This window comes from Thioalkalivibrio sp. ALE11, assembly GCF_000381205.1.
GTDB lineage: Bacteria > Pseudomonadota > Gammaproteobacteria > Ectothiorhodospirales > Ectothiorhodospiraceae > Thioalkalivibrio.
Window position 1 is genome coordinate 395,219 of the sequence record NZ_KB906164.1, and the last position, 25,035, is coordinate 420,253.

Here is a 25,035-nt window from a genome sequence, read left to right on the forward strand (position 1 = left end):
AACCCGAGTCGAGCAGACCCGGGGCGGCGGTCAGTCCCGGTCTTCGGCGCCGGCCCACCGCCGACCGACCGCCGCGCCCAGCACCACCAGCACCAGTGCGGCCAGCACCGCGGGTCCCTCGCCCATCGCCGCCGCCGGGGTGATGCCGCTGCGTGGCCGGATCTCGCCGTGCACGGTAGCCGGTTCGAACAGGGGCGAAGCGTCGATCAGCCGGCCGTCGAAGTCGATCAGCGCGGACACCCCGGTATTGGTCGCGCGCAGCATCGGACGTCCGGTCTCCACCGCCCGCACCCGCGCGATCTGCAGATGCTGGGCCGGGGCCAGGCTGTCGCCGAACCACGCATCGTTGGACACGTTGACCAGGAAGCCCGCCTCGGGCAGGGCAGCGCGGATGTGCCGGGCATAGGCCGACTCGTAGCAGATGCTCGCCCCGGCGGTGCGCCCCGCCAGCGTGATCCGACCGTCATCCTCCCCCCGGGCCAGATCGGACATCGGGATCATCAGCAGCCGGTCGAGCCAGGCCAGCTGCTCGCGCAGCGGGATGTACTCGCCGAACGGCACCAGCTGACGCTTGTGATAGGCCTCGCCGCCGGGATAGGTCAGGATCGCGTTATGGATATCCCCGTCGCGGTGACCGTCGAACAGCCCGGTCACCAGCTGCGCGTCCTCACCCGGCAGCTCCGCGGCCACCTGTTCCAGCGCCCCGGCCACCTCGCCAGTCAGCGCGGGGATCGCGGTTTCCGGCCACACCACCAGATCCGCCGGCTCGGCCTGCGCGGTCAGCTCGCGGTACACCTCCAGCGAGTGCCGGATGCCGTCCGGGGCCCATTTGCGCTCCTGCTCGATGTTGCCCTGCACCAGCGTCGCGCTGACCGGCTCGCCGTCGGGCTCGGTCCACTGCAACGGCAGCAGGGCCGCGGAGACCACCACCACGCCCGCCACCAGCCCCACGCCGATGCCGCGCGAACGCCGCCCGGCCGCCAGCACCAGCCCGGCGGCGATCAGTGCCACCATCAGGCTGGCTGCCAGCTCGCCGCCCAGCGGCAGCCAGGACGCCAGCGGCGTCTCCAGCGTGGCATGGCCGAACAGCAGCCAGGGGAACCCGGAAAAAAGCCAGGAGCGCGCCAGTTCCAGCAGCACCAGCCCGCCCGCCAGCGCCAGGATGCCCTCCATCCGGTGCAGCGGGAGGAAGCGCGCGGCCAGCGCGCTCAACAAGGCCGGGTACAGCGCCATCACCAGCACGAAGGCCACCGTGATCACGCTGGCGACCACCAGCGGGGCCTGGCCGAACACCAGCAGACTGTTGAAGATCCAGGACGTGCCGGCGCCGAAGAATCCGAGCCCGAACAGCCAGCCGAACCACGCGGCACGGCGTGGCCGTCCCTGCACCCGCACCAGCAGCCCGAACCACACCGCCAGCGCCAGCGGCGCGGCGGTGAACAGCCCCACCGGCGCGAACGCCAGCACCGCGAACGCCCCCGCGAGCAGGGCCAGCAGACCACCGACCCAGCGGCCGCTCAGGTCGGGCAGCGGCAGCCCGCTCATCGCGGCGCCTCCTCCGAAGCGGTGTCGCCCCCGGGGGCGGGTTCCGCGGGTGTCGGCCCCACCAGACGCATCTCCACCAGATGCAGCCGGCGATTGTCCGCCCGCAGCACGCGAAATTCCATGCCATCCAGGGTCAGGGTCTCGCCGCGGTGCGGCACATGCGCAAAATGCGACAGCAGCAGCCCGCCCACGGTATCGAAGGCATCCTCGTCGTAGGCGGTCTGGAAATAGGCGTTGAATTCGTCCAGCGGGGTCAGCGCCTTGATGGTGTAGCGCCCGCCGGGGTGCTGCATGATCTGGGTCAGATAGTCCTCGACGTCATGCTCGTCCTCGATCTCGCCGACGATCTGTTCCAGCACGTCCTCGATGGTCACCAGCCCGGCGACCCCGCCGTATTCGTCGACCACGATGGCCATGTGATTGCGGCTCAGGCGGAATTCCTTCAGCAGTACGTTCAGGCGCTTGCTCTCGGGCACGAACACCGCCGGGCGCAGGATTTCCTGCATGTCGAAGGCCGCGTCGTCCGGATCCCCGAAGAACCGCAGCAGGTCCTTGGCCAGCAGGATCCCGACCACCTCGTCGCGATGGTCGCCAACCACCGGCAGGCGCGAATGGGCCGACGCCACCACGTCGGGCAGGAATTCCGACAGCGGGGCATCGCGCCGCACCACCTCCATCTGCGGGCGCGGGATCATGATGTCGCGCACCTGCATGTCGGCGACATTGAGCACGCCCTCCAGCATGGTCAGCGCCTCGGGATCCAGCAGCTCGCGCTCCTGCGCCCCGCGCAGGGTCTCGACCAGCTCCCGCCGGCTGCGCGGCTCGCGCCGCAGACGGCGCAGCAGCGGCTCCAGCAGGCGCCGCCACAGCGACAACCCGCCCGTGCCGGCCCCGGGCTCAGGTGCCATGAACACTCCGTGCGCCGGCCGCGCACCGGGTCTCCGGCACGCGGTACGGGTCCGCAAGTCCGAGGCCGGCCAGGATCGCGGTTTCCAGGGCCTCCATCTCGGCCGCCTCGTCAGCGTCCTGATGATCGAACCCCTGCAGATGCAGCATCCCGTGCACCACCATGTGGGTGTAATGGTCGGCCACCGGCTTGCCCTGCTCGCGCGCTTCGCGCTGCAGCACCGGATCGCACAGCACGATATCGCCGAGACCGCCCGGGCCGGCCTCCGGCGGGAGCGGCATGTCCTCCGGCACCGGGAACGACAGCACGTTGGTGGCCCTGTCGCGACCACGAAAGGCCCGGTTCAGCTCGCGCCCCTCGTCGGCATCCACGATCCGCAGGGTCACGCCGGTCGTGGCCTGGCCGCGCCAGGCCGCGCGCGCGGCGGCATGCAGACGCCGCGCCGCGGGCACCCCGGCCCGCGGGACGGCATACTGCACCGCGACCTCAAGCGTCATCCCCACCCTCCTGTTCGTGCGCATCGTAGGCCTGCACGATGCGCTGCACCAGCGGATGCCGCACCACGTCCTCGCCGCGGAAGTGATGGATGCCCACGCCCTCCACGCCCTCGAGGATGCGGATCGCATGCCACAACCCGGATTTCTGCCCGCGCGGCAGGTCCACCTGGGTCACGTCGCCGTTGACCACGGCGGTCGAGCCGAAGCCAATGCGGGTCAGGAACATCTTCATCTGCTCGACGGTGGTGTTCTGCGCCTCGTCGAGGATGATGAAGGCCTCGTTCAGGGTGCGCCCGCGCATGTACGCCAGCGGCGCGACCTCGATCACCTGGCGCTCCATCAGGCGCGCGGTCTGGTCGAATCCCATCAGCTCGTACAGGGCGTCATACATCGGCCGCAGGTAGGGGTCGATCTTCTGCGCCAGGTCCCCGGGCAGGAATCCCAGGCGCTCGCCGGCCTCCACCGCCGGGCGCACCAGTACCAGGCGCTGGACGCGGTCCTGCTCCAGCGCGGCCACCGCCGCGGCCACCGCGAGGAACGTCTTGCCGGTGCCTGCCGGGCCGATGCCGAAGGTCAGGTCGTTGCGACCGATCCCGGCGATATACCGCGACTGGCGCGGACCGCGCCCGCGGATCGCGGCACGTTTCAGCCGCAGCACCGGATCGGGCGTGTCGGATGAGCTGTCGGCCAGGGCCTCGACATTGGCTTCCTGCAGGGCGGTGTGGACCTGCTCCAGGGAGACCGGCTCCTCCTGCGCCATGCGATGCAGATCGTGGATCAGCGCACCGGCCGCATCCACCGCGGCGCTGGGCCCGGTGAGGTTGAAGCGCGGCCCCCGGTTGTGGACGGCGACGCCCAGGCGGTTCTCGATCAGACGCAGGTGGGCATCCAGCGGACCGGACAGGCGTGCCAGGGTCTCCTGGTCGCCCGGTTCCAGGGTGAAATCCAGTCGGTTTGCCATGCCGGGTTCAGGCGGTCGCGGCGGCGGCAACGGGTTCGACCACCCGGCGCCCGCGCAGGGAGTGGGCAAGGGCCTCGGTGATCTCCACCGGCACCATCTGCCCGATCAGGGACGGGTCGGCGGGGAAATTCACGATGCGGTTGTTGGCGGTGCGCCCGGCCAGCTCGTCCGGATTGCGCTTCGCCGGCCCCTCCACCAGTACCGGCTCGATACCCCCCACCATGGACTGGTTGCGCTCGCGGCCATGCCGCTCGATGACGGCCTGCAGCTCCGCCAGCCGTGCCTTCTTCACCGCCATGGGGACGTCGTCGGGCAGCGAGGCCGCCGGCGTACCCGGACGCGCGCTGTAGATAAAGCTGAAGGAAAAATCGAAGTGCAGTTCCTCGATCAGGTCCATGGTCGCCCGGTGATCGGCGTCGGTCTCGCCGGGGAAACCGACGATGAAGTCCGACGACAGGTCCAGCTCCGGGCGCGCCTCGCGCAGGCGACGGATCTTCGCCTTGTACTCGAGGATGGTGTGCCCGCGCTTCATCTGCGCCAGGATCCGGTCGGAACCGCTCTGCACCGGCAGATGCAGGTGGCTGACCAGCTTGGGTTCGTCGGCGAAGGCCTGGATCAGGGAGTCGGAGAACTCCACCGGATGCGAGGTGGTAAAGCGGATGCGCTCGATCCCGTCCACCGCCGCCACGTAGTGGATCAGCAGCGCGAGGTCGGCGGTGTCTCCGTCCTCCATCGGACCGCGATAGGCATTGACGTTCTGCCCCAGCAGGTTGATCTCCTTCACCCCCTGCTCGGCCAGCGCCACCACCTCGGCGATCACGTCGTCGAAGGGGCGCGAGATCTCGTCACCGCGGGTATAGGGCACCACGCAGAACGAACAGTACTTGGAACAGCCCTCCATCACCGAGACGAAGGCCGTGGGGCCCTCGGCCTGCGGTTCGGGCAGGCGGTCGAACTTCTCGATCTCGGGGAACGAGATGTCCACCACCGGGGCCCGCGCCCGCTGCGCCTCGCGGATCATCTCCGGCAGGCGGTGCAGGGTCTGCGGCCCGAACACCAGATCCACGTACGGCGCGCGCTGACGCAGGGCCTCGCCCTCCTGACTCGCCACACAGCCGCCGACCCCGATCACCATCCCCGGCCGGCGCTCCTTGATCGCGCGCCAGCGGCCCAGCAGCGAGAAGACCTTCTCCTGGGCCTTCTCGCGGATCGAACAGGTGTTCAGCAGCAGGACATCGGCCTGTTCGGGATCCTCGGTACGCTCCGCGCCGCCGTCCGCCTTCAGGGCGTCCAGCATGCGGTCGGAGTCGTACTCGTTCATCTGACAGCCGTGGGTCTGGATGTAGATCTTGCGGGTCATTGCGTGTCGGCCACCTCAGCTGATGTGCCTTTTAGAACGGGACGTCATCGTCATCGAAGGAGCCGCCCGGACCGGACGACGGGGAGGACGAACCGCCCCCGAAGCCGTCGCCACCGCCACCGGGGCCCGGGTCGTCACCGCCGCCGTAGCCACCACCGGCAGCGGCACCGCCGGCGCCACCGCCGCCGCGTCCACCGACCAGCTGCATGTCACTGGCGACGATCTCGGTGGTATAGCGATCCTGACCGTCCTGCCCCTGCCACTTGCGGGTCTGGATCCGGCCCTCGATGTACACCTGGGAGCCCTTGGACAGATACTGCGCGGCGATGTCGGCCAGACGACCGAACATCACGACCCGGTGCCATTCGGTGTTTTCGCGCCGCTCCCCGCTCTGCTTGTCGGTCCACTGCTCCGTGGTGGCCACGCGGAAGTTGGTGACGGTCGCCCCGCCGGGCGTTTCGCGCTTTTCGGGGTCGGCACCGAGGTTGCCGAGAATGATCGCCTTGTTGACTCCGCGGGCCATGGGAACTCCTTGTGTCGGGCACGGGTTAATCGAGTCGATAGTGTAGCAGGCGCTGACGGGCGCAACAGAACCCGTCCGCGTGACGCGGGTCACCGGGCGGTGCGGGCGCGGGCTTCACCCGGCCGGGCCGCGCTCCAGGCGTTCCCGCAGCGATCCGTCCGCCTGCACATCGGGATGCAGGCGCACATAAACCGAGCCTGCATCCGGCGACAGCGCGACCTCGGCCACGCCGGGACAGCCGCGCAGTTCGCTCAGCAGCCTCCCCGGCTGCCCCTCCCAGACCGTCGGCACCGCGAGCGTCCGGGTCACGTAATGCTCCGGGCTGCGCCCGCGGGCCAGCAGGAACCAGATCACCAGCGCCGGCACACTGGCCAGCAGGACCGCCACGGGCCCGACCAGACCCAGCAGCACCCCGCCCAGCGCGCCACCGGCAAAGATCCCGAGGAACTGGGCGGTCGCGAATCCGCCCATCGCGGTGCCCTTGTGGGCCAGCGGGGCTGCGCGCGACACCATCGCGGGCAACCCCGCCTCCAGCAGGTTGAAGGCCGCGAAAAAGCCGACCATCAACAGCGCCAGCCACCAAACGCCGCCGTCAAGATGGAAAGCCAGAGCCAGGCCGGTCTGCACGAGCACCAGCAGGGCGATCGCCAGCAGCAGCACGCCGTGCATGCGCCTGCGCCGCTCGCCGAGGATGACCCCCGGCAGCATCAACGCAAAGCCGGCCAGCAACACCGGCAGGTAGAAGGCCCAGTGTTCGGCCGCCGGCAGGCCGGCCCCCGCCACCAGGTACGTCGGCAGCACCAGAAAATTGGCCGCCAGCACCAGATGCAGGATGAAGATCCCGGCATTGAGCCGCGCGAGCTCCGGGTCCGCCAGCACCCGCGGCAGCATGCCCCATTGCGGGACCATGTCCGGATGCTGGCGCATTCGACCCGGCGACGGGACCCACAACAGGAGGATCAGCAGTGCCAGCACCCCCAGCCCCGCCGCAACCAGGAAAATGCCGGAAAGACCGACGCCGCGATCGAGCAGCGGCCCCAGTGCCATCGAGACGGTGAACGTGAGCCCGATGGTCAGGCCGATCACCGCCAGCGCCCGGGTCCGGCGTTCCTCGGCGATCAGGTCGGCGGTCAGCGCCAGCACCACTGCGGCCACCGCACCCGCTCCCTGCAGGGCCCGGCCAAGGATGATCCCGTGGATATCCTCCGCCAGTCCCGCCACCAGGCTGCCGAGCACGAACAGGCCCAGGCCGGCCGCGATGAGCGGCTTGCGGCCGAGGCGATCGGAGAGCAGACCGAACGGAATCTGCAGGGCCGCCTGGGTCAGGCCGTAAATCCCCAGCGCCAGCCCGGCGAGCAGCGGCGTGGCACCGGGGATATCGTCAGCGTGCAGCATGAACACCGGCAGGATCAGGAACAGGCCGGCCATGCGCACTCCATAAATGGCCGCCAGCCCGGTGGTGGCTCGCAACTCGCGGGCATTCATGTGGTCAGGACTCCTGAATGGCACGCCGGTGAACGAACGCGGACGGGAGTCTACCAGAGCCCCGGGCCTCCGGCGGGCCGTGACCGGGTGTTACCATGGCCGGCTGGCAGCCGCCGGCTGCCCTTCCCAACGACTCCGGAGTATCCGTCGTCCCATGATGCAGAACATCCAGATCCGCGGCGCCCGCACCCACAACCTCAAGGACCTGCATATCGAACTGCCGCGCGAGCGGCTGATCGTGATCACCGGGGTCTCGGGGTCGGGCAAGTCGTCGCTGGCCTTCGACACCCTGTTCGCCGAAGGCCAGCGACGCTACGTCGAGAGCCTGTCGACCTACGCGCGGCAGTTCCTGTCGATGATGGAAAAACCGGATGTCGACCAGATCGACGGTCTGTCCCCGGCCATCTCCATCGAGCAGAAAAGCACCTCCCACAACCCCCGCTCGACCGTCGGCACCATCACCGAGATCTATGACTACCTGCGCCTGCTGTTCGCCCGCGCCGGCGAGCCGCGCTGTCCTGATCACGGCGAGACCCTGGCCGCACAGACCATCTCGCAGATGGTCGACCAGGTACTGGAGATGCCTGAAGGCGAAAAGCTGATGCTGCTGGCGCCGGTGGTGCGCGACCGCAAGGGCGAACACCACAAGCTGCTGGAATCCATGCGTGCCCACGGGTATCTGCGTGCGCGCATCAACGGCGAGATCCACGAACTGGACGCCCTGCCCGAGCTGGACCCCAAACGCAAGCACAACATCGAGATCGTCATCGACCGCTTCAAGGTCCGCGAGGACCTGCGGCAGCGCCTGGCCGAATCCTTCGAGACCGCGACCGAGCTGGCCGACGGCCTGGCACTGGTCGCCTGGATGGACGAGCCGGAACGCGAACCGATGACCTTCTCGGCCCGCTTCGCCTGCCCGGTGTGCGGCTATGCGCTGCGCGAACTGGAGCCGCGCCTGTTCTCCTTCAACAATCCCGCCGGTGCCTGCCCCACCTGTGACGGCCTGGGCGTGCACCAGTACTTCGACCCCGAACGTGTGGTCGCCCAGCCCGAGGTCAGCCTGGCCGGTGGCGCGGTTCGCGGCTGGGATCGCCGCAACGCCTGGTACTTCAGCCTCCTGGACAGTCTGGCCCGCCACTACGGCTTCGATGTGGAGACGCCGTGGAAGGACCTGCCGGCGGAGGTCCGGGCCGTGATCCTGCACGGCTCCGGTGCCGAGGAGATCCCCCTGAGCACCCCGGCCGCGAACGGGCGCCTGCGCACCGACCACCGGGTCTTCGAGGGCATCATCCCCAACCTCGAACGGCGTTATCGGGAGACCGATTCGGCGGCCGTGCGCGAGGAACTGGGGCGCTATCTCAACGAGCAGCCCTGCCCCTCGTGCCATGGCACGCGTCTCAATGCCGCCGCTCGCAACGTGTTCGTCAAGGGCCACACCCTGCCGGAGATCACGCACATGAGCGTCGCCGGCGCCCAGGCCTTCTTCGACGACCTCGAGCTGCCGGGGCGTTTCGCACGCATCGCGGAAAAAATCGTCCGCGAGATCGCCGCCCGGCTCGGTTTCCTGGTGGATGTCGGTCTGGACTACCTGACGCTGGATCGTTCCGCCGAAACCCTCTCCGGTGGCGAGGCCCAGCGCATCCGCCTGGCGTCACAGATCGGCTCGGCACTGGTCGGCGTGATGTACATCCTCGACGAACCCTCCATCGGCCTGCACCAGCGGGACAACGCGCGCCTGCTCAACACCCTGGCCAGCCTGCGCGACCTCGGCAACACGGTCATCGTGGTGGAGCATGACGAGGACGCCATCCGCGAAGCCGATCATGTCCTCGACATCGGGCCCGGGGCCGGCCGCCATGGCGGCGAAGTCGTGGCCGCGGGCACGCCGGCCGAGATCGCCGCCAGCGAAGATTCCCTGACCGGCGCCTACCTCTCCGGGCGGCGCAGTATCGCGATCCCCGAACAGCGCCACGCCGCCGATCCGGACCATACGCTTCGGGTTCGCGGCGCGCGCGGCAACAATCTGCGCGGCGGCGACTTTGAATTCCCGCTGGGGCTGTTCACCTGCGTGACCGGGGTCTCCGGCTCCGGAAAGTCCACCCTTGTCAATGCCACCCTGTATCCCTCCGCCGCCAACACCCTGCACAACGCGCGGCATCCGGTCGCCGAACACGACCGCATCGAAGGGCTCGAACGGATCGACAAGGTGGTCGACATCGACCAGAGCCCGATCGGCCGCACGCCACGATCCAACCCCGCGACCTACACCGGCCTGTTCACCCCCATCCGGGAGCTGTTCGCCGCCACCGCCGAGGCCCGTTCACGCGGTTACAAGCCCGGCCGGTTTTCCTTCAACGTGCGCGGGGGCCGCTGCGAGGCCTGCCAGGGTGATGGCGTCATCAAGGTCGAGATGCATTTCCTCCCCGACGTCTACGTGCCCTGCGACGTATGCCGCGGCCAGCGCTACAACCGCGAGACCCTCGAGGTTCGTTACAAGGGGAAGAACATCCACGAAGTCTTGGAGATGACCGTCGAAGAAGCGCTGGACTTCTTCCAGCCGGTCCCCGTTATCCATCGCAAGCTCGAAATGCTGATGGAGGTCGGGCTTTCCTACATCCAGCTCGGGCAGAACGCCACCACCCTCTCCGGCGGCGAAGCCCAGCGCATCAAGCTCGCCCGCGAACTGTCCAAACGCGACACCGGCAAGACCCTCTACATCCTCGACGAACCCACCACGGGTCTCCACTTCGAGGATATCGCCCAGCTGCTTCGCGTCCTCCATCGCCTGCGCGACCACGGCAACACCATCGTGGTCATCGAACACAACCTGGACGTCATCAAGACGGCCGACTGGCTGGTCGACATCGGACCCGAGGGCGGCAGCGGGGGCGGGCAGCTGATCGTCGCCGGAACACCCGAAACCGTCGCGGCCACCCCCGCAAGCCATACCGGCCACTTCCTCGGCCCGATGCTCACACCCTGGCCCACCACCGAGGATGCCCCTGCCTGACGCGGCCGGCGCAAACTCGGGCCGCGGACCAGACTACCCCCCCCGAAACGAAAAAAGGCCGCCCCGAAGGGCGGCCTCTTCTCACAGCGACGGCCGACGTGGCGTCAGGCTGCCTCTTCCTCGTCCGGCATCGGACGGTCCACCAGCTCCACGTAGGCCATCGGCGCATTGTCTCCTGCGCGGAAGCCGCACTTGAGGATACGCAGATACCCCCCGGGACGTTCCTGGTAACGCGGGCCCAGCTGGGTAAACAGCTTGCCCACGGTTTCCTTGTCCCGCAGGCGGGAGAAGGCCTCGCGCCGCGCATGCACGCTGTCATTCTTCGACAGGGTGATCAACGGCTCGGCTACCCGGCGAAGCTCCTTCGCCTTGGGCAGCGTGGTCTTGATCAGTTCGTGCCGAAACAGCGCATTCGTCAGCGCCTGCATGGTGGCCTTGCGGTGCGAACTGTTGCGGCCGAGCTGCCGGCCGGAATGACGATGACGCATTGGACTATCCTCTGAATGCTATTGGCGTGTTACGCCCACTGATTACTCGTTCTCGTCCCGCAGACCCGGCGGCGGCCAGTTTTCCAGCCGCATGCCCAGGGACAGCCCGTGGGTCGCCAGCGTATCCTTGATCTCGGTCAGCGACTTCTTGCCGAGATTCGGGGCACGCAGCAGTTCCACTTCCGTACGCTGGACCAGATCACCGATGTAGTACAGGTTCTCGGCCTTCAGGCAGTTCGCCGAGCGCACTGTCAGCTCCAGCTCGTCCACCGGGCGCAGCAGCACCGGATCCACCGCGCTGGCACCACCGGTCGCGGTTTCGGCGGCCTCTTCCTGCAGATCGACGAACGGCGCAAGTTGCCCCTGAAGGATCGTCGCTGCCTGCCGAACGGCATCGTCCGGAGCGATGGCCCCGTTCGTTTCCAGCTCCAGCACCAGCCGATCCATGTCCGTACGCTGGGCCAGGCGGGCGCTTTCCACCCGATACGCCACACGCCGAATCGGACTGAACGTCGCGTCCAGCTGCAGACGACCAATCCCAGTTTCGTCCGTTTCTCCGCCCGTCTGGCGGGCGGTGACCGGCTCGTAGCCTTCCCCCGTCCGCGCCGTCATCGTCATGTCCAGCTCAACGTCCTTGTTGATCGTCGCGATCACGTGCTCCGGATTGACCACTTCGACGTCATGGTCCACCTGGATGTCCGCAGCCGTCACGGCGCACGGACCTTTCTTCTTGAGCGTGAGCGTGGACTCATCCCGCGCATGCATGCGCAGCGCCACGCCCTTCAGGTTCAGCAGGATGTCCACGACGTCTTCCTGCACGCCCTCAATGGTCGTGTACTCGTGCAGCACGCCCTCGATGCGGGCTTCGACGATCGCCGCACCCGGGATCGAAGACAGCAGCACCCGCCGCAGCGCATTGCCGAGCGTGTGCCCGAATCCCCGCTCCAGCGGCTCGAGCGCCACGCGCGACTGATTCCGCGCTTCCGACTCGACCTCGATCTGCTGCTTGTTGACCAGTTCGTTGGCTTGCATTGATGCTCCCGGCGAAATGCCCGCTGGCGGTTACTTCGAATAAAGCTCGACGACGAGCGACTCGTTGATGTCGGCCGGCAGATCCGCACGATCCGGCACCGCCTTGAAGGTGCCCTCGAACTTGCTGCTGTCGACCTCCACCCACTCGGGCAGACCGCTCTGCTCGGCCAGGGTCATCGAATCCTGGATGCGCACCTGCTTGCGGGCCTTCTCGCGAACACTGACGACATCCGCCGGCTGGACCTGATAGGCCGCCACGTTCACAACCCGGCCATTGACCAGAATCGCGCGATGCGCCACCAGCTGGCGCGCCTCGGAGCGCGTGGAGCCGAAGCCCATGCGATAGACCACGTTATCCAGACGGCCTTCGAGGAGCTTCAGCAGATTCTCACCGGTCGAACCCTTCCGCTGCGCAGCCTTGTGGTAGTAGTTACGAAACTGCTTTTCCTGCACACCGTACGTCCGGCGCAGCTTCTGCTTCTCCCGCAGCTGGACCGCATAATCCGAAAGCCGCGTGCGGCGTTCGCCATGCTGCCCCGGCGGTTGATCCAGCTTGCACTTCGTCTCGAGTGCGCGCGCCCGGCTTTTCAGACCGAGATCGGCACCCTCGCGACGACTCAGTTTGCACTTCGGTCCAATATAACGACCCATAATTCGACTCCAGCCTCAGACGCGCCGCTTCTTGGGCGGCCGGCAACCATTGTGCGGGATCGGTGTCACGTCACTGATGTTCGTGATCTTGAAACCCGCGTTATTCAGCGCACGCACCGCCGACTCGCGCCCCGGCCCAGGGCCGCGGACCTCGACGTCCAGGTTCTTCACCCCGTGCTCCGCCGCCGCATTGCCGGCGCGCTCTGCCGCCACCTGCGCGGCGAAGGGCGTCGACTTGCGCGAACCGCGAAAGCCGGACCCGCCGGACGTAGCCCAGCTGATCGCATTGCCCTGGCGATCGGTGATGGTGATGATCGTGTTGTTGAACGTCGCATAGACATGCGCGACGCCCTCGGCGATGTTCTTGCGGACCTTTTTCTTGGTCCGGGTCTGCGCTTGTGCCATTAACCTGTATTCCCAGTCGTGTTACTTGCGAATCGGACGCCGCGGGCCCTTGCGGGTGCGCGCGTTGGTCTGCGTCTGCTGCCCGCGCAGCGGAAGGCCGCGGCGATGGCGCACGCCCCGGTAGCAACCGAGATCCATCAGCCGCTTGATGTTCATGCTGATCTCGCGCCGCAGGTCCCCTTCCACCGGGAACTTGTCGACCTCGGCCCGCAGCGCATCCACCTCAGCATCGGTGAGATCCCTCACCTTCATGTCAGGACGCACCCCGGCGGAATCGCAGATATGCCGGGCACGCGTGGGACCAATGCCATAGATCGACGTCAGTGCGATCACCGTATGCTTCTGATCAGGAATATTGATTCCAGCGACGCGAGCCATCCAACTTCTCCATCAAGATTCGGCAAAGCCGACTATAGTATCAGCGTTTCGGTCAGCGGCCAAGCTCAGCCCTGGCGCTGCTTGTGACGGGCTTCCGTACAGATCACACGGACGGTCCCGTTGCGACGCACCACCTTGCAGTTGCGGCAAATCGGCTTAACGGATGCGCGTACCTTCATTTTCCTTCTCCTGTGCTAGCGGATCCCGGTCCCGCCGAAACCCTTGAGATTCGCCTTCTTCATCAGGCCTTCATACTGATGCGATACCAGGTGCGACTGCAGCTGCGCCATGAAGTCCATGACCACGATCACGATGATCAGCAGCGACGTACCGCCGAAGTAGAACGGCACGTTCCAGTACAGGATGAGGAACTCGGGCAGCAGACACACCGCGGTGATGTACACCGCGCCCACCGCTGTCAGCCGGGTCATCACCCCGTCAATGTAGCGCTCCGTCTGCACACCGGGACGGATCCCGGGGATGAACGCACCCTGTTTTTTCAGGTTCTCCGCCGTATCCCGCGAATTGAATACCAGCGCGGTATAGAAGAAACAGAAAAATATGATCGCGGCCGCATAAAAGCCCACGTACAACGGCTGCCCGGGCGCCAGCGTGGTCGAAATCTCCCGCAGCCAGTCCATTCCTTCGGCCTGGCCGAACCACTGACCCAGCGTCGACGGGAAGAGGATGATACTCGACGCGAAGATCGGCGGGATCACTCCGGCCATGTTCAGCTTCAGCGGAAGGTGGGACGACTGCCCGCCCACCATCTTCCGACCTACCTGCCGTTTGGCATAGTTGATCGTGATCCGCCGCTGGCCGCGCTCCACGAACACCACGAACGCGGTCACCGCCAGGGCAAGGATCAGCAGGATCACCACGAAGGCCGCAGCCAGTTCGCCCGTCCGTGCCAGTTCCAGAGTTCCGCCAATCGCGCCCGGAAGACCCGCCACGATCCCGGCGAAAATGATGATCGAAATGCCGTTGCCGATACCCCGTTCCGTGATCTGCTCACCCAGCCACATCAGGAACAGCGTCCCGGTCACGAGCGACACGACCACCGTAAAGATAAAGATCGGCCCCGGATTCAGCGCCATGGGCATCCCCTGGATGGTCTGCCCGTTCAGCGCGATTCCGATACCTATACTCTGAAACAGAGCCAGCACCACCGTCCCGTATCGCGTGTACTGGGTGATCTTTCGGCGCCCGGCTTCCCCTTCCTTTTTAAGCTGCTGCAAAGACGGAACCACCGCAGCCAGAAGCTGCATGATGATGGCCGCCGAGATATACGGCATCACGCCAAGCGCGAAGACCGACAGTCGCTCCAGCGCACCACCGGAGAACATGTTGAACATGTCCAGGATGGTGCCGCTTTGCTGTTCAAAGAACTGCTGAACCGCGACCGGATTGATGCCCGGCACCGGAATGAACGTCCCGATCCGATAAACCACCAGCGCGCCCAGCACGAACAGCAGGCGTTTGCGCAACTCGGTGAAGCCGGTCAGTCCGCCTCCACCACCCGCTCGGGCTGCCGGTCCGCGCGCCATTATCAGACCTCGACGCTGCCGCCCGCGGCCTCGATCGCCGCGCGCGCACCCCTGGAGACCCGGACACCACGGACAGTGACCGCGCCGGACACCTCGCCCGAGGCAAAGATCTTCGCCGCACGCGCCTCAGCCGGGATCACACCCGCCTGCTTCAGCGTCTCCAGACTGACCTCGCCGCCAACGCGGTTCAGTTCGTTCAGGCGCACTTCGGCCGTTTCGGCCTGGCGACGCGAGCGGAAGCCGACCTTGGGCAGCCGACGCTGCAGGGGCATCTGGCCACCCTCAAAGCCGGTCTTGGTGAACCCGCCGGAGCGAGACTTCTGCCCTTTATGGCCACGTCCGCCGGTCTTTCCCAGGCCGGAGCCGATACCGCGACCGACCCGTTTCCCGGCCTTACGGGCACCCTGCGGACTCGCAATCTCATTCAGTCGCATTTCAGACTTCCTCTACGTCCAGGAGATAGCGCACCTTGCGCACCATCCCCAGATTCTCGGGCGTCGCCTCGATCACCGAGGTACTGTGCATCCTGCGCAGGCCGAGCCCCCGAACCGTCGCCTTGTGGCTGCGGATCCGATTCGCCGGACTGCGCACGAGTTTGACTTTGAGTTTGCTCATGATCAGCTCTTCACGTCTTCGACCGACTTGCCGCGTTTCGCCGCGATCAGTTCGGGCGAGTTCACCATGGCCAGTCCGTTGATTGTCGCCTGCACCACGTTGATGGGGTTGCGGGATCCGACACATTTCGCCAGCACGTTTTTGACGCCCGCGACCTCCAGGACCGCGCGCATCGCGCCACCGGCGATGATACCGGTACCCTCGGATGCCGGCTGCATGTAGACCTTCGCCGCCCCGTGGCGTCCGTTCACGGCGTAGTGCAGGGTGCCCTCCTGCAACGCCACATCCCGCATCTCGAGGCGCGCCTGTTGCATCGCCTTCTGAATCGCCTGCGGGACCTCGCGCGCCTTGCCATAACCGAAGCCGACACGGCCTTCGCCATCGCCCACCACGGTCAGCGCGGCGAACCGGAACTGCCGGCCGCCCTTGACGACCTTGGCGACTCGGTTGACGCCGATCAGCTTTTCCTGGAGCCCATCGGTGGCTTCACTTACATCATTACGTGCCATTGTTATCTCCGCTGGGTCCGTCTGCTAGAACTGGAGCCCGCCCTCGCGGGCAGCATCGGCCAGGGCTTTCACCCGACCATGGAAGCGGAAGCCGGAACGGTCGAATGCGACTTCCTGGATACCCGCCTGGCGCGCACGCTCGGCAATCTTCTGACCCACGCGCGCGGCAGCATCCGCATTCCCGGTGTAGGTACCCGCATCACGCAGGTCCTTCTCGACCGTGGAGGCCGCGGCCACCACATTGTCGCCATTGGGGGCGATGAGCTGTGCATACATGTGCCGCGGCGTGCGATGGATACAGAGACGGTGAACGCCCTGCTCGCGAATCTTGTACCGCGCCCGACGTGCCCGCTTGATTCTGGCCTGTTTCTTGTCCACTGGTGCCTACCTACTTCTTCTTGGCTTCTTTGCGCTGGATACGCTCGTCCTTGTACTTCACGCCCTTGCCCTTGTAGGGCTCCGGGGGACGCAGCGCGCGGATATCGGCGGCCACCTGGCCGACGCTCTGACGATCATGCCCCTGCACCGCGATTTCGGTGGGCGAACGCGCCTCGACGGTCACGCCCTCCGGAATCGAGAAGTCGATCGGGTGTGAAAATCCGAGGGTCAGATTCAGGTTCTTGCCCTGAACCTGTGCCCGGTATCCAACCCCGACCAGCTCCAGCACGATTTCGAAGCCCTGGCTGACGCCATGGACATGATTGCCGAGCAGCGACCGAATGGTTCCGGCCATCGCGTAGGTCTTCGCCTTCTCGCTGGGCTGAACGGTCACGGTATTGTCCTCGACGGAGACCAGCACGGTCTCGGGGACGGAGAGGGAAATCTCCCCCTTGGGCCCCTTGACCGTGATGCGGTCGCCCTGCTGATCGAGGGACACCCCGTTGGGCAGCTCCAGCGGCAGATTTGCAATGCGAGACATCGAATCGTCCTCAGTAGATCTTGCAGAGCACTTCGCCGCCCTGACCGATCTCGCGTGCGGCGCGATCGCTCATCACGCCGCGCGGCGTGGAGATCACGGCCACACCCAGACCGGCATTGATGCGGGGCAGCTCGTTTTTGCCGCGGTAAATCCGCAGCCCCGGCCGCGAGATGCGCTGTACGGTTTCGATCACCGGCTGGCCCTGGAAATATTTCAGGGTGGCGATCAACACCTTGCGAGCACCTTCGCCTTCCGAGCGGTAATCGGCGATGAAGCCCTCGTCCGCGAACACACGCAGAATCGCTTCCTTGTTCTTGCTATACGGGATCGACACCTGCTCCTTGTCGGCGCGCTGTGCATTGCGCAGCCGGGTGAGCATGTCGGCGATCGGATCGGTCATCATGGCGGTTTCTCCTTACCAGCTCGCCTTGCGCAGCCCCGGAATCTCGCCCTTCATGGCGTACTCGCGAAGCTTGTTTCGGCCCAGGCCAAACCGGCGATAGTAACCCTTCGGCCGACCGGTCACGGCACAGCGATTCTTCTGCCGCACGGGACTGGAGTCACGCGGCAGCTTCTGCAGCTTGTTCATCGCCTCCAGACGTTCCTCGCCAGACCGGTTCTCGTCGACGAGAATCGCCTTGAGTTCCTGCCGTTTCTCGGCGTGCTTCTTCGCCAGGCGTTCACGCTTACGCTCACGCTGGACCATCGATACCTTGGCCATTCCTCTTACCTCTTTACTGCCGGAAGGGGAAGTTGAAGGCCTCCAGGAGAGCCCGGGCTTCCGCGTCCGTCTTGGCGCTGGTCGTAATCGTAATGTCCATCCCCCGGAGGCGATCGACGCGGTCGTAATCGATCTCCGGAAAGATGATCTGTTCCTTCACCCCGAGGGTGTAATTACCGCGGCCGTCAAACGCCTTCGGGCTGAAGCCGCGGAAATCGCGCACACGAGGCAGCGCGATGTTGATCAGACGATCCAGAAACTCGTACATCTGGCGGCGCCGCAACGTCACCTTGCAGCCGATCGGATACCCGTCGCGGATCTTGAATCCGGCAATGGATTTGCGCGCCCGGGTCACGACCGGCTTCTGCCCCGCGATGGCGGTCATGTCACCCATCGCGTGCTCGATGATCTTCTTGTCAGCAACCGCGTCTCCAAGACCCATGTTCAGGGTGACCTTGGTGACCTGCGGGATCTCCATGACGTTGCCGTAACCGAACTGCTCCTGCAGGGCCGGCTTGATCCTGGACTCGTAATCTTCTTTCAAGCGTTCCATAAACCGATATTCCTGCAGTTAAGCGTCCACGACCTCGTCGTTCGAGCGATAAACCCGAACCTTTCGGCCATCTTCCAGCGTGCGAATCCCGACCCGGTCGCCCTTGGCGGTCGCCGGGTTGTACAGCATGACGTTCGAAATATGCATGGGCATCTCCTTCTCAATGATGCCGCCGCTGACGCCCTGCTGGGGATTCGGTTTCTGATGTTTCTTCGCCATGTTGATGTTCTGCACCAGGACCTTGTCGTCCTGCACCTTGATCACCGTGCCGCGCCGGCCCTTGTCCTTACCGGCGATCACGACGACATCGTCACCCTTGCGAATCTTTTTCATGACGTCCTCAAAGCACTTCCGGCGCGAGAGAAATGATCTTCATGTAATTCTCTCCACGCAGTTCACGGGTCACCGGGCCAAAGATACGGGTCCCGACCGGCTGGTACTGGCTGTTCAGCAGCACCGCCGCATTACGGTCGAACCGGATCACCGAACCATCGGAACGACGAACACCGGATGCGGTACGCACGACCACGGCATTGTACACGTCGCCCTTCTTGACCTTGCCCCGGGGAATGGCGTCCTTGACGGACACCTTGATGACGTCCCCGATCCGCGCATAACGCCGATGGGATCCGCCCAGGACCTTGATGCACTGCATGCGGCGCGCGCCGGAATTGTCGGCGGCTTCAAGGACGGTCTGCATCTGAATCATGGATGTTCTCCCGGGATCCGGTTCACAGCGCGTCGCGCCCGACCACTTCGATCAGGGCAAAGCGCTTCTGTTTCGACATGGGCCGGCACTCCCGAACCCGTACGCGATCGCCTTCCTTCGACACGTTCTCTTCGTCATGGACGCGGAGCTTCGTCGACCGGCGAATGAACTTGCCATACAGCGGGTGCCGAACGCGCCGTTCAACCACGACCGTGCGGGTCTTGTCCATCTTGTCGCTGACCACGCGACCCACAACGGAGCGCTGGGTTTTCGTCGTTTCCTGGTTCATCTTCGTTAACCCGCCGTTCTGCGTTCGTTCATCAGCGTCTTGATCCGGGCGATATCGCGCCGCACGGTTTTCATGCGGTCGGGACGCGAAAGCTGCCCGACGGCCTGCTGCATGCGCAGACCGAACTGTTCCTTGTACAGGGCCTCGAGCTCGCTGCCGAGTTCCTGATCGGACTTGTTCCTGAGTTCGGACGTTTTCATCACATCACCTGCCGACGCGTAAACACGGTCTTGACGGGGAGCTTCGCAGCGGCGAGTCGAAACGCCTCGCGCGCGACATCCTCGTTGACCCCTTCCATCTCGTAAAGCATGCGGCCCGGCTGGACCTTGCATACCCAGTACTCGACGCCGCCCTTGCCTTTGCCCATGCGGACTTCCAGGGGCTTGCTGGTTACCGGAACGTCGGGGAACACCCGAATCCAGATCTTGCCGCCGCGCTTGATGTGACGGACCATCGCCCGCCGCGCGGCTTCGATCTGCCGGGCGTTCACCCGACCGCGCTCGACCGCCTGGAGCCCGTACTCGCCGAAGCTCACCTTGGCGCCCACGGACGCCATACCGCGGTTGCGCCCCTTGAACTGCTTCCTGAACTTGGTTCTTTTTGGCTGCAACATGGCTTATGTCCTAGCTCGCGTTGGCCGCGGCGCGGCGGCCTTCGGTGGGCTCCAGGCTGAAGACCTCACCCTTGAAGATCCAGACCTTCACGCCGATGATTCCGTAAGTCGTTCGCGCCTCGGCGAATCCGTAGTCGATATCCGCCCGGAGCGTATGCAGCGGAACACGACCCTCCCGATACCACTCGGACCGGGCGATTTCGGCGCCATTCAGGCGACCGGAAACATGCACCTTGATGCCTTCCGCCCCCAGGCGCACCGCGTTGCCCACCGCCCGCTTCATCGCCCGACGGAACATGATGCGGCGCTCCAGCTGCTGGGCGATACCTTCGGCCACCAGCTGGGCCTCGATTTCGGGCTTGCGGACCTCCTCGATGTTGATCTTGACCGAACCCTGGTCCAGACCCGTCTCGCGCGCCACTTCGCGGCGCAGCTTCTCGATGTCCTCGCCCTTCTTGCCAATCACGATACCCGGACGTGCCGTCTGAATCGTGATGTGCGCCGCTTTCGCGGGGCGCTCGATGATGACACGGCTCACGGACGCATGGCTCAGCCGCTTCAGGAGGAACTCCCGCAGCTGGATGTCGTTATTCAGCGTATCACCGAAATCCTCGCCGTCCGCATACCAGGTGGCGGACCACGGGCGCGAGATGCCGAGGCGAATGCCGGTCGGATGTACCTTGTTACCCATGCTTACTTCGCCCCCTTCTCGCTGACACCCACGATCACGTGGCTCGTGCGCTTAAGAATACGGTTGCCGCGGCCCTTCGCGCGGGCCTGCATGCGTTTCAGCACCGGCCCCTCGTCGACCTGGATCCGCGACACGCGCAGTTCGTCAATGTCGGCGCCGTCGTTGTTTTCGGCGTTCGCGATGGCCGATTCCAGCACCTTCTTGACGATGGCCGCCGGTTTCTTGCGGCTGAACGTGAGTTCGTTCAGCGCCTTTTCTACCGGCATGCCGCGAACCTGGTCAGCAATCAGCCGCGCCTTTTGCGGCGACATCCGCGCGAACCGGAGTTTTGCGATCGTTTCCATCAAACCGTCCTCAGCGCGATTTCTTGTTGGCGATGTGACCCTTGAAGGTCCGGGTCGCGGCGAATTCGCCCAACTTGTGGCCAACCATGTTCTCGTTGATGAGCACCGGGACATGCTGCCGCCCGTTATGCACCGCGATGGTGAGACCCACCATCTGCGGAATGATCATCGAACGCCGGGACCAGGTCTTGATCGGACGACGGTCGTTCTTTTCCGCCGCCACTTCCACCTTCTGGCGCAGGTGATGGTCAACGAACGGGCCTTTCTTCAGTGAACGCGGCATGCTCGTGCTCCGTTACTTCTTGCGCCGACGCACAATCATGCGGTCGGTACGTTTGTTGTTACGGGTCTTGAAGCCCTTGGTCGGGCGCCCCCACGGGGTTACCGGATGGCGACCGAAGTTGCGGCCTTCACCGCCCCCATGCGGATGGTCGACCGGGTTCATCGCCGTACCGCGGACCGTCGGGCGCTTGCCCTGCCAGCGACGTGCGCCGGCCTTGCCGAATTTGCGCAGGGAATGCTCGGAGTGTCCCACTTCGCCGACCACGGCCCGGCACTCGGACTGAATGCGGCGCATCTCTCCGGACGCGAGCCGGACCGTTGCAAGCTGCCCTTCTCGGGCCACCACCTGCGCGCTGCCACCCGCCGAGCGGACCAGCTGCGCGCCCTTGCCAGGCTTCAGCTCAATGCCGTGCACTGTGGTGCCCACCGGAATGGATCTCAGCGCCATGGCGTTGCCAGGCCGGATCGGCGCCTGCGAGCCGCTCGAAACGGTATCCCCGACCTTCAGCCCGCGCGGAGCAATGATATACCGACGTTCGCCATCGCGATACAGCAGAAGCGCCAGGTGAGCACTGCGGTTCGGATCGTATTCCAGCCGCTCAACGCGAGCCGGAATATTGTCCTTCGTCCGCTTGAAGTCGACCGTACGGTAGCGCTGCTTGTGCCCGCCGCCGATATGCCGCGAGGTGATGCGGCCGGTGTTGTTGCGCCCGCCGGTCCGCTGCTTCTTCTCGACCAGGCCCGGATATGGTTCGCCTCGATGCAGACCGTCTCCGCGAATCTGCACCGTGTGCCGCCGACCGGCCGACGTGGGGTTGGTCTTGATAATAGCCATGATCAGAGCTGCTCCCCTTCACCCATGTCAATGCTTTCGCCCGGGGCCAGCGACACATAGGCCTTTTTCCAGTGATTCCGCCGTCCGAACTGACGACCGAACCGCTTGGTCTTGCCCTGCTGCCGCAGCGTGCGCACGCCTTCCACGCGCACCTCGAAGAGCTGCTCGACGGCAGCCTTCACCTCGGCCTTGCTTGCATCGGGCAGCACCTTGAACACGTATTGCCCGACCTCCCCGGCCATCGTCGCTTTTTCCGACACCACCGGGCCCTGGATTACCTGCATCAGACGGCCATTCATGCCAACCACTCCTCGATCCGGCGCACGGTCGCTTCGGTCATCACCACGGTTTCGGCTCCGACGAGATTGGCCGGACCCATCTCGCCCAGGGTCGCCACATCCACGCGCGGCACGTTCCTCAATGCCCGGTCGGTCCGCTCATCCTCGGCATCGAGCACGACGAGACCGGACTCCATCCCGAGCTGACGCAGCGCGGCGACGCCATCACGCGTCTTGCCGCTATCCACGCTGAAGCTGGAAACGACCTTCAGCCGCTCCTGCCGCACCAGCTCGGAAAGGATCGACGCCAGCGCAGCGCGATACATCTTCCGATTCAGCTTCTGCGAGAAATCCCGCGTGCGGGCCGCAAACACCTTGCCGCCACCAATCCAAAGCGGACTGCGGATCGTACCCGCACGGGCACGGCCGGTCCCCTTCTGGCGGAACGGCTTGATGCCACCGCCGGAAACCTGCGAACGAGTTTTCTGCGCACGGGTACCGCGGCGGGCGGCCGCCAATTGCGCCACCACGGCCTGGTGAACCAGCGAGTCATTGAACTCGCGTTCGAAGCAGGCGGACGAAAGCTCCACACTGGCCCCGGTATCGGCTGTTGTCATCTGCATCGTTATCAACCCTTCGCCTTGACTGCGGGCCGGATCATCACGTCCGCGCTGGACGGACCGGGGACGGCACCCTTGACCAGCAGCAGTCCGCGATCCGCATCGACCCGGACCACACTGAGATTCTGAATGGTCTTTCGCTCGGCGCCCATCTGGCCCGCCATCTTCTTGCCCTTGAACACGCGACCCGGGCTCTGGTTCTGCCCGATCGATCCCGGCGCCCGATGGGCCAGCGAGTTACCATGGGTAGCGTCCTGGGTACGGAAGTTGTGCCGCTTCACCGTCCCCTGGAAACCCTTGCCCTTGCTCTGCGCGGTCACGTCGACCATCTGGCCCTCTTCGAACCGATCGACGGTCATCGCGTCGCCCGGGCTCAGGCCCTCGGCGTCTTCACCATCGAGGCGGAACTCCCAGAGCCCCCGCCCGGGTTCGACTTCGGCCCTGGCGAAGTGCCCGCTCGCCGCGCGGTTCACCCGCTGCGGCTTGCGCGAGCCGGCCGTGACCTGCACCGCGTCGTAGCCATCGCTGTCGGCGCGCTTCACCTGGACCACGCGATTATTGTCCACCTCGAGCACCGTGACCGGCACCGACGCGCCCTCTTCGGTGAACACGCGCGTCATTCCAAGCTTGCGACCAATGAGTCCAAGAGCCATTTTCCAACCCCTTCGTAATCGCTGGCGCGGCCCTGCGCCCCAAAGTCGTGGCCCGGCGCCGAACGCCGGGCCACGGAAAGCCCAATATTATGACAGAAAGTTTCCGCTTAGTTAAGTCGAATCTGAACATTGACCCCAGCGGCCAGGTCCAGCTTCATCAACGCGTCCACCGTCTTGTCCGTGGGATCCATAATGTCCATCAGGCGCTTGTGGGTACGCAGCTCGTACTGATCCCGCGCGTCCTTGTTGACATGCGGGGAGGTCAGCACCGTGTACGACTCCCGCTTGGTCGGCAGCGGAATGGGGCCCTTGACCCGCGCCCCGGTCCGCTTCGCTGTTTCCACGATTTCGGCCGCTGACCGGTCAATGAGACGGTGGTCAAAGGCCTTGAGCCGAATTCGAATACGCTGATTAGCCATGGATCTTTACTCGATAATCTTGGAGACGACGCCCGCGCCCACGGTGCGGCCGCCTTCGCGAATCGCGAAACGCAGACCGTCTTCCATGGCGATCGGGCTGATCAGCGACACCGTCATCTTCACGTTGTCGCCCGGCATCACCATCTCGGTGCCTTCCGGCAGCTCGACCGATCCCGTCACGTCCGTCGTGCGGAAATAGAACTGCGGCCGATACCCGTTGAAGAACGGCGTGTGACGACCACCCTCTTCCTTGTTCAGGATGTAGACTTCCGCCTCGAACTGGGTGTGCGGCGTGATCGAACCCGGCTTGCACAGCACCTGACCGCGCTGCACGTCGTCACGCTTGGTGCCGCGCAGCAGCACGCCCACGTTGTCGCCGGCCTCGCCCTGGTCCAGCAGCTTGCGGAACATCTCCACGCCGGTCACCGTGGTCTTCTGCGTGTCGTGCAGACCCACGATCTCCACTTCCTCGCCGACCTTCACCACGCCGCGCTCAACGCGACCGGTGACCACGGTGCCACGACCGGAAATCGAGAACACGTCTTCCACCGGCATCAGGAACGCACCGTCCACCGCGCGCTCCGGCTCGGGGATGAAGCGGTCCATCTCGTCCACCAGCTTGTGGATCGCCTGGGCGCCCATCTCGCTTTCGTCACCTTCCAGCGCCTTCAGCGCCGAACCGGTGACCACCGGGGTGTCGTCACCCGGGAAATCATAGCTCGACAGCAGATCGCGGACTTCCATCTCCACCAGCTCCAGGAGCTCCGGATCGTCCACCATGTCCGCCTTGTTCAGGAACACCACGATGTGCGGCACGCCCACCTGGCGCGACAGCAGGATGTGTTCCCGCGTCTGCGGCATCGGACCGTCCGCCGCCGAAACCACCAGAATGGCACCGTCCATCTGCGCCGCACCGGTGATCATGTTCTTCACGTAGTCCGCGTGACCCGGGCAGTCCACGTGCGCGTAGTGGCGCGTGTCCGACTCGTACTCCACGTGCGCCGTCGCAATCGTGATACCGCGCTGCTTCTCTTCCGGCGCGTTGTCAATCTGGTCAAAGGCACGCGCATCGCTGCCGTACTTCTTCGCCTGAACCACCGTCAACGCCGCCGTCAGCGTCGTCTTCCCGTGGTCCACATGACCAATCGTCCCCACATTCACGTGCGGCTTCTTGCGTTCGAACTTTTCCTTGGACA

37 protein-coding genes are annotated in these 25,035 nt (G+C 65.4%); 1 reads left to right on the top strand and 36 read right to left on the bottom strand.

The genetic code is table 11. From position 1 onward, the window contains the following. Positions 1 to 30: 30 nt before the first annotated feature. From lnt to F620_RS0101945, 7 genes are all read right to left on the bottom strand, one after another. On the bottom strand, positions 31 to 1,545 hold the full coding sequence (lnt, locus tag F620_RS0101915) for an apolipoprotein N-acyltransferase (RefSeq protein WP_019569263.1): 1,515 nt from the start codon (positions 1,543 to 1,545) through the stop codon (positions 31 to 33). Next, positions 1,542 to 2,453 (bottom strand): HlyC/CorC family transporter, encoded by a 912-nt coding sequence (locus F620_RS0101920; RefSeq protein WP_019569264.1) that lies wholly within the window; start codon positions 2,451 to 2,453, stop codon positions 1,542 to 1,544. The genes lnt and F620_RS0101920 overlap by 4 nt, the downstream gene beginning before the upstream one ends. Further along, positions 2,443 to 2,949, bottom strand: coding sequence for an rRNA maturation RNase YbeY (gene ybeY / locus F620_RS0101925; RefSeq protein ID WP_019569265.1), 507 nt, complete (start codon positions 2,947 to 2,949; stop codon positions 2,443 to 2,445). The genes F620_RS0101920 and ybeY overlap by 11 nt, the downstream gene beginning before the upstream one ends. Next, positions 2,939 to 3,910: a PhoH family protein gene (locus F620_RS0101930; protein ID WP_019569266.1), complete on the bottom strand. Its 972-nt coding sequence runs from the start codon at positions 3,908 to 3,910 to the stop codon at positions 2,939 to 2,941. The genes ybeY and F620_RS0101930 overlap by 11 nt, the downstream gene beginning before the upstream one ends. A gap of 7 nt (positions 3,911 to 3,917) precedes the next feature. Further along, on the bottom strand, positions 3,918 to 5,270 hold the full coding sequence (miaB, locus tag F620_RS0101935) for a tRNA (N6-isopentenyl adenosine(37)-C2)-methylthiotransferase MiaB (RefSeq protein ID WP_019021407.1): 1,353 nt from the start codon (positions 5,268 to 5,270) through the stop codon (positions 3,918 to 3,920). A gap of 31 nt (positions 5,271 to 5,301) precedes the next feature. Next, complete coding sequence (ssb, locus tag F620_RS0101940) at positions 5,302 to 5,793, bottom strand: single-stranded DNA-binding protein (RefSeq protein ID WP_019569267.1); 492 nt, start codon at positions 5,791 to 5,793, stop codon at positions 5,302 to 5,304. A gap of 114 nt (positions 5,794 to 5,907) precedes the next feature. After that, positions 5,908 to 7,278, bottom strand: coding sequence for an MFS transporter (locus F620_RS0101945; RefSeq protein WP_019569268.1), 1,371 nt, complete (start codon positions 7,276 to 7,278; stop codon positions 5,908 to 5,910). A gap of 157 nt (positions 7,279 to 7,435) precedes the next feature. On the opposite strand from F620_RS0101945, the gene uvrA reads away from it, so the two are divergent. Further along, positions 7,436 to 10,288, top strand: coding sequence for an excinuclease ABC subunit UvrA (uvrA, locus tag F620_RS0101950; RefSeq protein WP_026331282.1), 2,853 nt, complete (start codon positions 7,436 to 7,438; stop codon positions 10,286 to 10,288). A gap of 104 nt (positions 10,289 to 10,392) precedes the next feature. On the opposite strand, the gene rplQ is transcribed toward uvrA, so the two are convergent. From rplQ to tuf, 29 genes are all read right to left on the bottom strand, one after another. Further along, entirely contained in the window at positions 10,393 to 10,776 is a 384-nt protein-coding gene (gene rplQ / locus F620_RS0101955) for a 50S ribosomal protein L17 (RefSeq protein WP_018870658.1), read from the bottom strand. 42 nt (positions 10,777 to 10,818) lie between these two features. Beyond that, positions 10,819 to 11,808 (bottom strand): DNA-directed RNA polymerase subunit alpha, encoded by a 990-nt coding sequence (rpoA, locus tag F620_RS0101960; protein WP_019569270.1) that lies wholly within the window; start codon positions 11,806 to 11,808, stop codon positions 10,819 to 10,821. Positions 11,809 to 11,838: 30 nt separating this feature from the next. Next, positions 11,839 to 12,459, bottom strand: coding sequence for a 30S ribosomal protein S4 (rpsD, locus tag F620_RS0101965; RefSeq protein WP_018870660.1), 621 nt, complete (start codon positions 12,457 to 12,459; stop codon positions 11,839 to 11,841). A gap of 15 nt (positions 12,460 to 12,474) precedes the next feature. Next, complete coding sequence (rpsK, locus tag F620_RS0101970; RefSeq protein WP_018870661.1) at positions 12,475 to 12,864, bottom strand: 30S ribosomal protein S11; 390 nt, start codon at positions 12,862 to 12,864, stop codon at positions 12,475 to 12,477. 21 nt (positions 12,865 to 12,885) lie between these two features. Continuing rightward, positions 12,886 to 13,242 (bottom strand): 30S ribosomal protein S13, encoded by a 357-nt coding sequence (gene rpsM, locus F620_RS0101975; RefSeq protein WP_019569271.1) that lies wholly within the window; start codon positions 13,240 to 13,242, stop codon positions 12,886 to 12,888. A 65-nt stretch (positions 13,243 to 13,307) separates the two neighbouring features. Beyond that, on the bottom strand, positions 13,308 to 13,421 hold the full coding sequence (gene rpmJ / locus F620_RS14740) for a 50S ribosomal protein L36 (protein ID WP_018935185.1): 114 nt from the start codon (positions 13,419 to 13,421) through the stop codon (positions 13,308 to 13,310). 15 nt (positions 13,422 to 13,436) lie between these two features. After that, positions 13,437 to 14,789 (bottom strand): preprotein translocase subunit SecY, encoded by a 1,353-nt coding sequence (gene secY / locus F620_RS0101980; protein ID WP_019590827.1) that lies wholly within the window; start codon positions 14,787 to 14,789, stop codon positions 13,437 to 13,439. Between the two features lie 2 nt (positions 14,790 to 14,791). After that, complete coding sequence (gene rplO / locus F620_RS0101985) at positions 14,792 to 15,223, bottom strand: 50S ribosomal protein L15 (RefSeq protein ID WP_018870664.1); 432 nt, start codon at positions 15,221 to 15,223, stop codon at positions 14,792 to 14,794. Between the two features lies 1 nt (position 15,224). Then, on the bottom strand, positions 15,225 to 15,404 hold the full coding sequence (gene rpmD / locus F620_RS0101990; protein WP_018870665.1) for a 50S ribosomal protein L30: 180 nt from the start codon (positions 15,402 to 15,404) through the stop codon (positions 15,225 to 15,227). 2 nt (positions 15,405 to 15,406) lie between these two features. Next, positions 15,407 to 15,913 (bottom strand): 30S ribosomal protein S5, encoded by a 507-nt coding sequence (gene rpsE / locus F620_RS0101995; protein WP_018870666.1) that lies wholly within the window; start codon positions 15,911 to 15,913, stop codon positions 15,407 to 15,409. Between the two features lie 24 nt (positions 15,914 to 15,937). After that, positions 15,938 to 16,291, bottom strand: coding sequence for a 50S ribosomal protein L18 (rplR, locus tag F620_RS0102000; RefSeq protein ID WP_018870667.1), 354 nt, complete (start codon positions 16,289 to 16,291; stop codon positions 15,938 to 15,940). A 10-nt stretch (positions 16,292 to 16,301) separates the two neighbouring features. After that, the gene (gene rplF, locus F620_RS0102005) at positions 16,302 to 16,832 is read right to left on the bottom strand and encodes a 50S ribosomal protein L6 (protein ID WP_018870668.1); all 531 of its coding nucleotides are present in this window, start codon (positions 16,830 to 16,832) and stop codon (positions 16,302 to 16,304) included. A gap of 10 nt (positions 16,833 to 16,842) precedes the next feature. Further along, complete coding sequence (gene rpsH, locus F620_RS0102010; RefSeq protein ID WP_018870669.1) at positions 16,843 to 17,235, bottom strand: 30S ribosomal protein S8; 393 nt, start codon at positions 17,233 to 17,235, stop codon at positions 16,843 to 16,845. 12 nt (positions 17,236 to 17,247) lie between these two features. Continuing rightward, positions 17,248 to 17,553, bottom strand: coding sequence for a 30S ribosomal protein S14 (rpsN, locus tag F620_RS0102015; protein WP_018870670.1), 306 nt, complete (start codon positions 17,551 to 17,553; stop codon positions 17,248 to 17,250). A 13-nt stretch (positions 17,554 to 17,566) separates the two neighbouring features. Then, entirely contained in the window at positions 17,567 to 18,106 is a 540-nt protein-coding gene (gene rplE / locus F620_RS0102020) for a 50S ribosomal protein L5 (protein WP_018946630.1), read from the bottom strand. Positions 18,107 to 18,124: 18 nt separating this feature from the next. Next, positions 18,125 to 18,439, bottom strand: coding sequence for a 50S ribosomal protein L24 (gene rplX / locus F620_RS0102025; RefSeq protein ID WP_018870672.1), 315 nt, complete (start codon positions 18,437 to 18,439; stop codon positions 18,125 to 18,127). 7 nt (positions 18,440 to 18,446) lie between these two features. Further along, the gene (gene rplN / locus F620_RS0102030; RefSeq protein WP_018870673.1) at positions 18,447 to 18,815 is read right to left on the bottom strand and encodes a 50S ribosomal protein L14; all 369 of its coding nucleotides are present in this window, start codon (positions 18,813 to 18,815) and stop codon (positions 18,447 to 18,449) included. 22 nt (positions 18,816 to 18,837) lie between these two features. Next, complete coding sequence (gene rpsQ / locus F620_RS0102035; RefSeq protein ID WP_018870674.1) at positions 18,838 to 19,104, bottom strand: 30S ribosomal protein S17; 267 nt, start codon at positions 19,102 to 19,104, stop codon at positions 18,838 to 18,840. A gap of 5 nt (positions 19,105 to 19,109) precedes the next feature. Then, complete coding sequence (gene rpmC / locus F620_RS0102040) at positions 19,110 to 19,304, bottom strand: 50S ribosomal protein L29 (RefSeq protein ID WP_018870675.1); 195 nt, start codon at positions 19,302 to 19,304, stop codon at positions 19,110 to 19,112. Then, complete coding sequence (gene rplP, locus F620_RS0102045) at positions 19,304 to 19,717, bottom strand: 50S ribosomal protein L16 (protein WP_018870676.1); 414 nt, start codon at positions 19,715 to 19,717, stop codon at positions 19,304 to 19,306. The genes rpmC and rplP overlap by 1 nt, the downstream gene beginning before the upstream one ends. 10 nt (positions 19,718 to 19,727) lie before the next feature. Beyond that, positions 19,728 to 20,408, bottom strand: coding sequence for a 30S ribosomal protein S3 (gene rpsC / locus F620_RS0102050; protein ID WP_018870677.1), 681 nt, complete (start codon positions 20,406 to 20,408; stop codon positions 19,728 to 19,730). Positions 20,409 to 20,410: 2 nt separating this feature from the next. After that, the gene (gene rplV / locus F620_RS0102055) at positions 20,411 to 20,752 is read right to left on the bottom strand and encodes a 50S ribosomal protein L22 (RefSeq protein ID WP_018870678.1); all 342 of its coding nucleotides are present in this window, start codon (positions 20,750 to 20,752) and stop codon (positions 20,411 to 20,413) included. A gap of 10 nt (positions 20,753 to 20,762) precedes the next feature. Beyond that, positions 20,763 to 21,035: a 30S ribosomal protein S19 gene (gene rpsS / locus F620_RS0102060; RefSeq protein ID WP_018870679.1), complete on the bottom strand. Its 273-nt coding sequence runs from the start codon at positions 21,033 to 21,035 to the stop codon at positions 20,763 to 20,765. A gap of 12 nt (positions 21,036 to 21,047) precedes the next feature. Then, on the bottom strand, positions 21,048 to 21,869 hold the full coding sequence (gene rplB / locus F620_RS0102065) for a 50S ribosomal protein L2 (protein WP_018946635.1): 822 nt from the start codon (positions 21,867 to 21,869) through the stop codon (positions 21,048 to 21,050). 2 nt (positions 21,870 to 21,871) lie between these two features. Next, a complete protein-coding gene (rplW, locus tag F620_RS0102070; protein ID WP_018870681.1) occupies positions 21,872 to 22,168 on the bottom strand; it encodes a 50S ribosomal protein L23 in 297 nt (98 codons plus the stop codon). Beyond that, entirely contained in the window at positions 22,165 to 22,770 is a 606-nt protein-coding gene (gene rplD, locus F620_RS0102075; RefSeq protein ID WP_019569272.1) for a 50S ribosomal protein L4, read from the bottom strand. Before rplD ends, rplW begins: the two co-directional genes overlap by 4 nt. 5 nt (positions 22,771 to 22,775) lie before the next feature. Further along, a complete protein-coding gene (gene rplC, locus F620_RS0102080; RefSeq protein WP_026279564.1) occupies positions 22,776 to 23,420 on the bottom strand; it encodes a 50S ribosomal protein L3 in 645 nt (214 codons plus the stop codon). A gap of 107 nt (positions 23,421 to 23,527) precedes the next feature. After that, positions 23,528 to 23,839 (bottom strand): 30S ribosomal protein S10, encoded by a 312-nt coding sequence (gene rpsJ / locus F620_RS0102085; RefSeq protein ID WP_018870684.1) that lies wholly within the window; start codon positions 23,837 to 23,839, stop codon positions 23,528 to 23,530. Between the two features lie 6 nt (positions 23,840 to 23,845). Next, positions 23,846 to 25,035, bottom strand: a 1,190-nt coding sequence (gene tuf / locus F620_RS0102090) for an elongation factor Tu (protein ID WP_019569273.1), incomplete at its 5' end; no start/stop codon positions are given.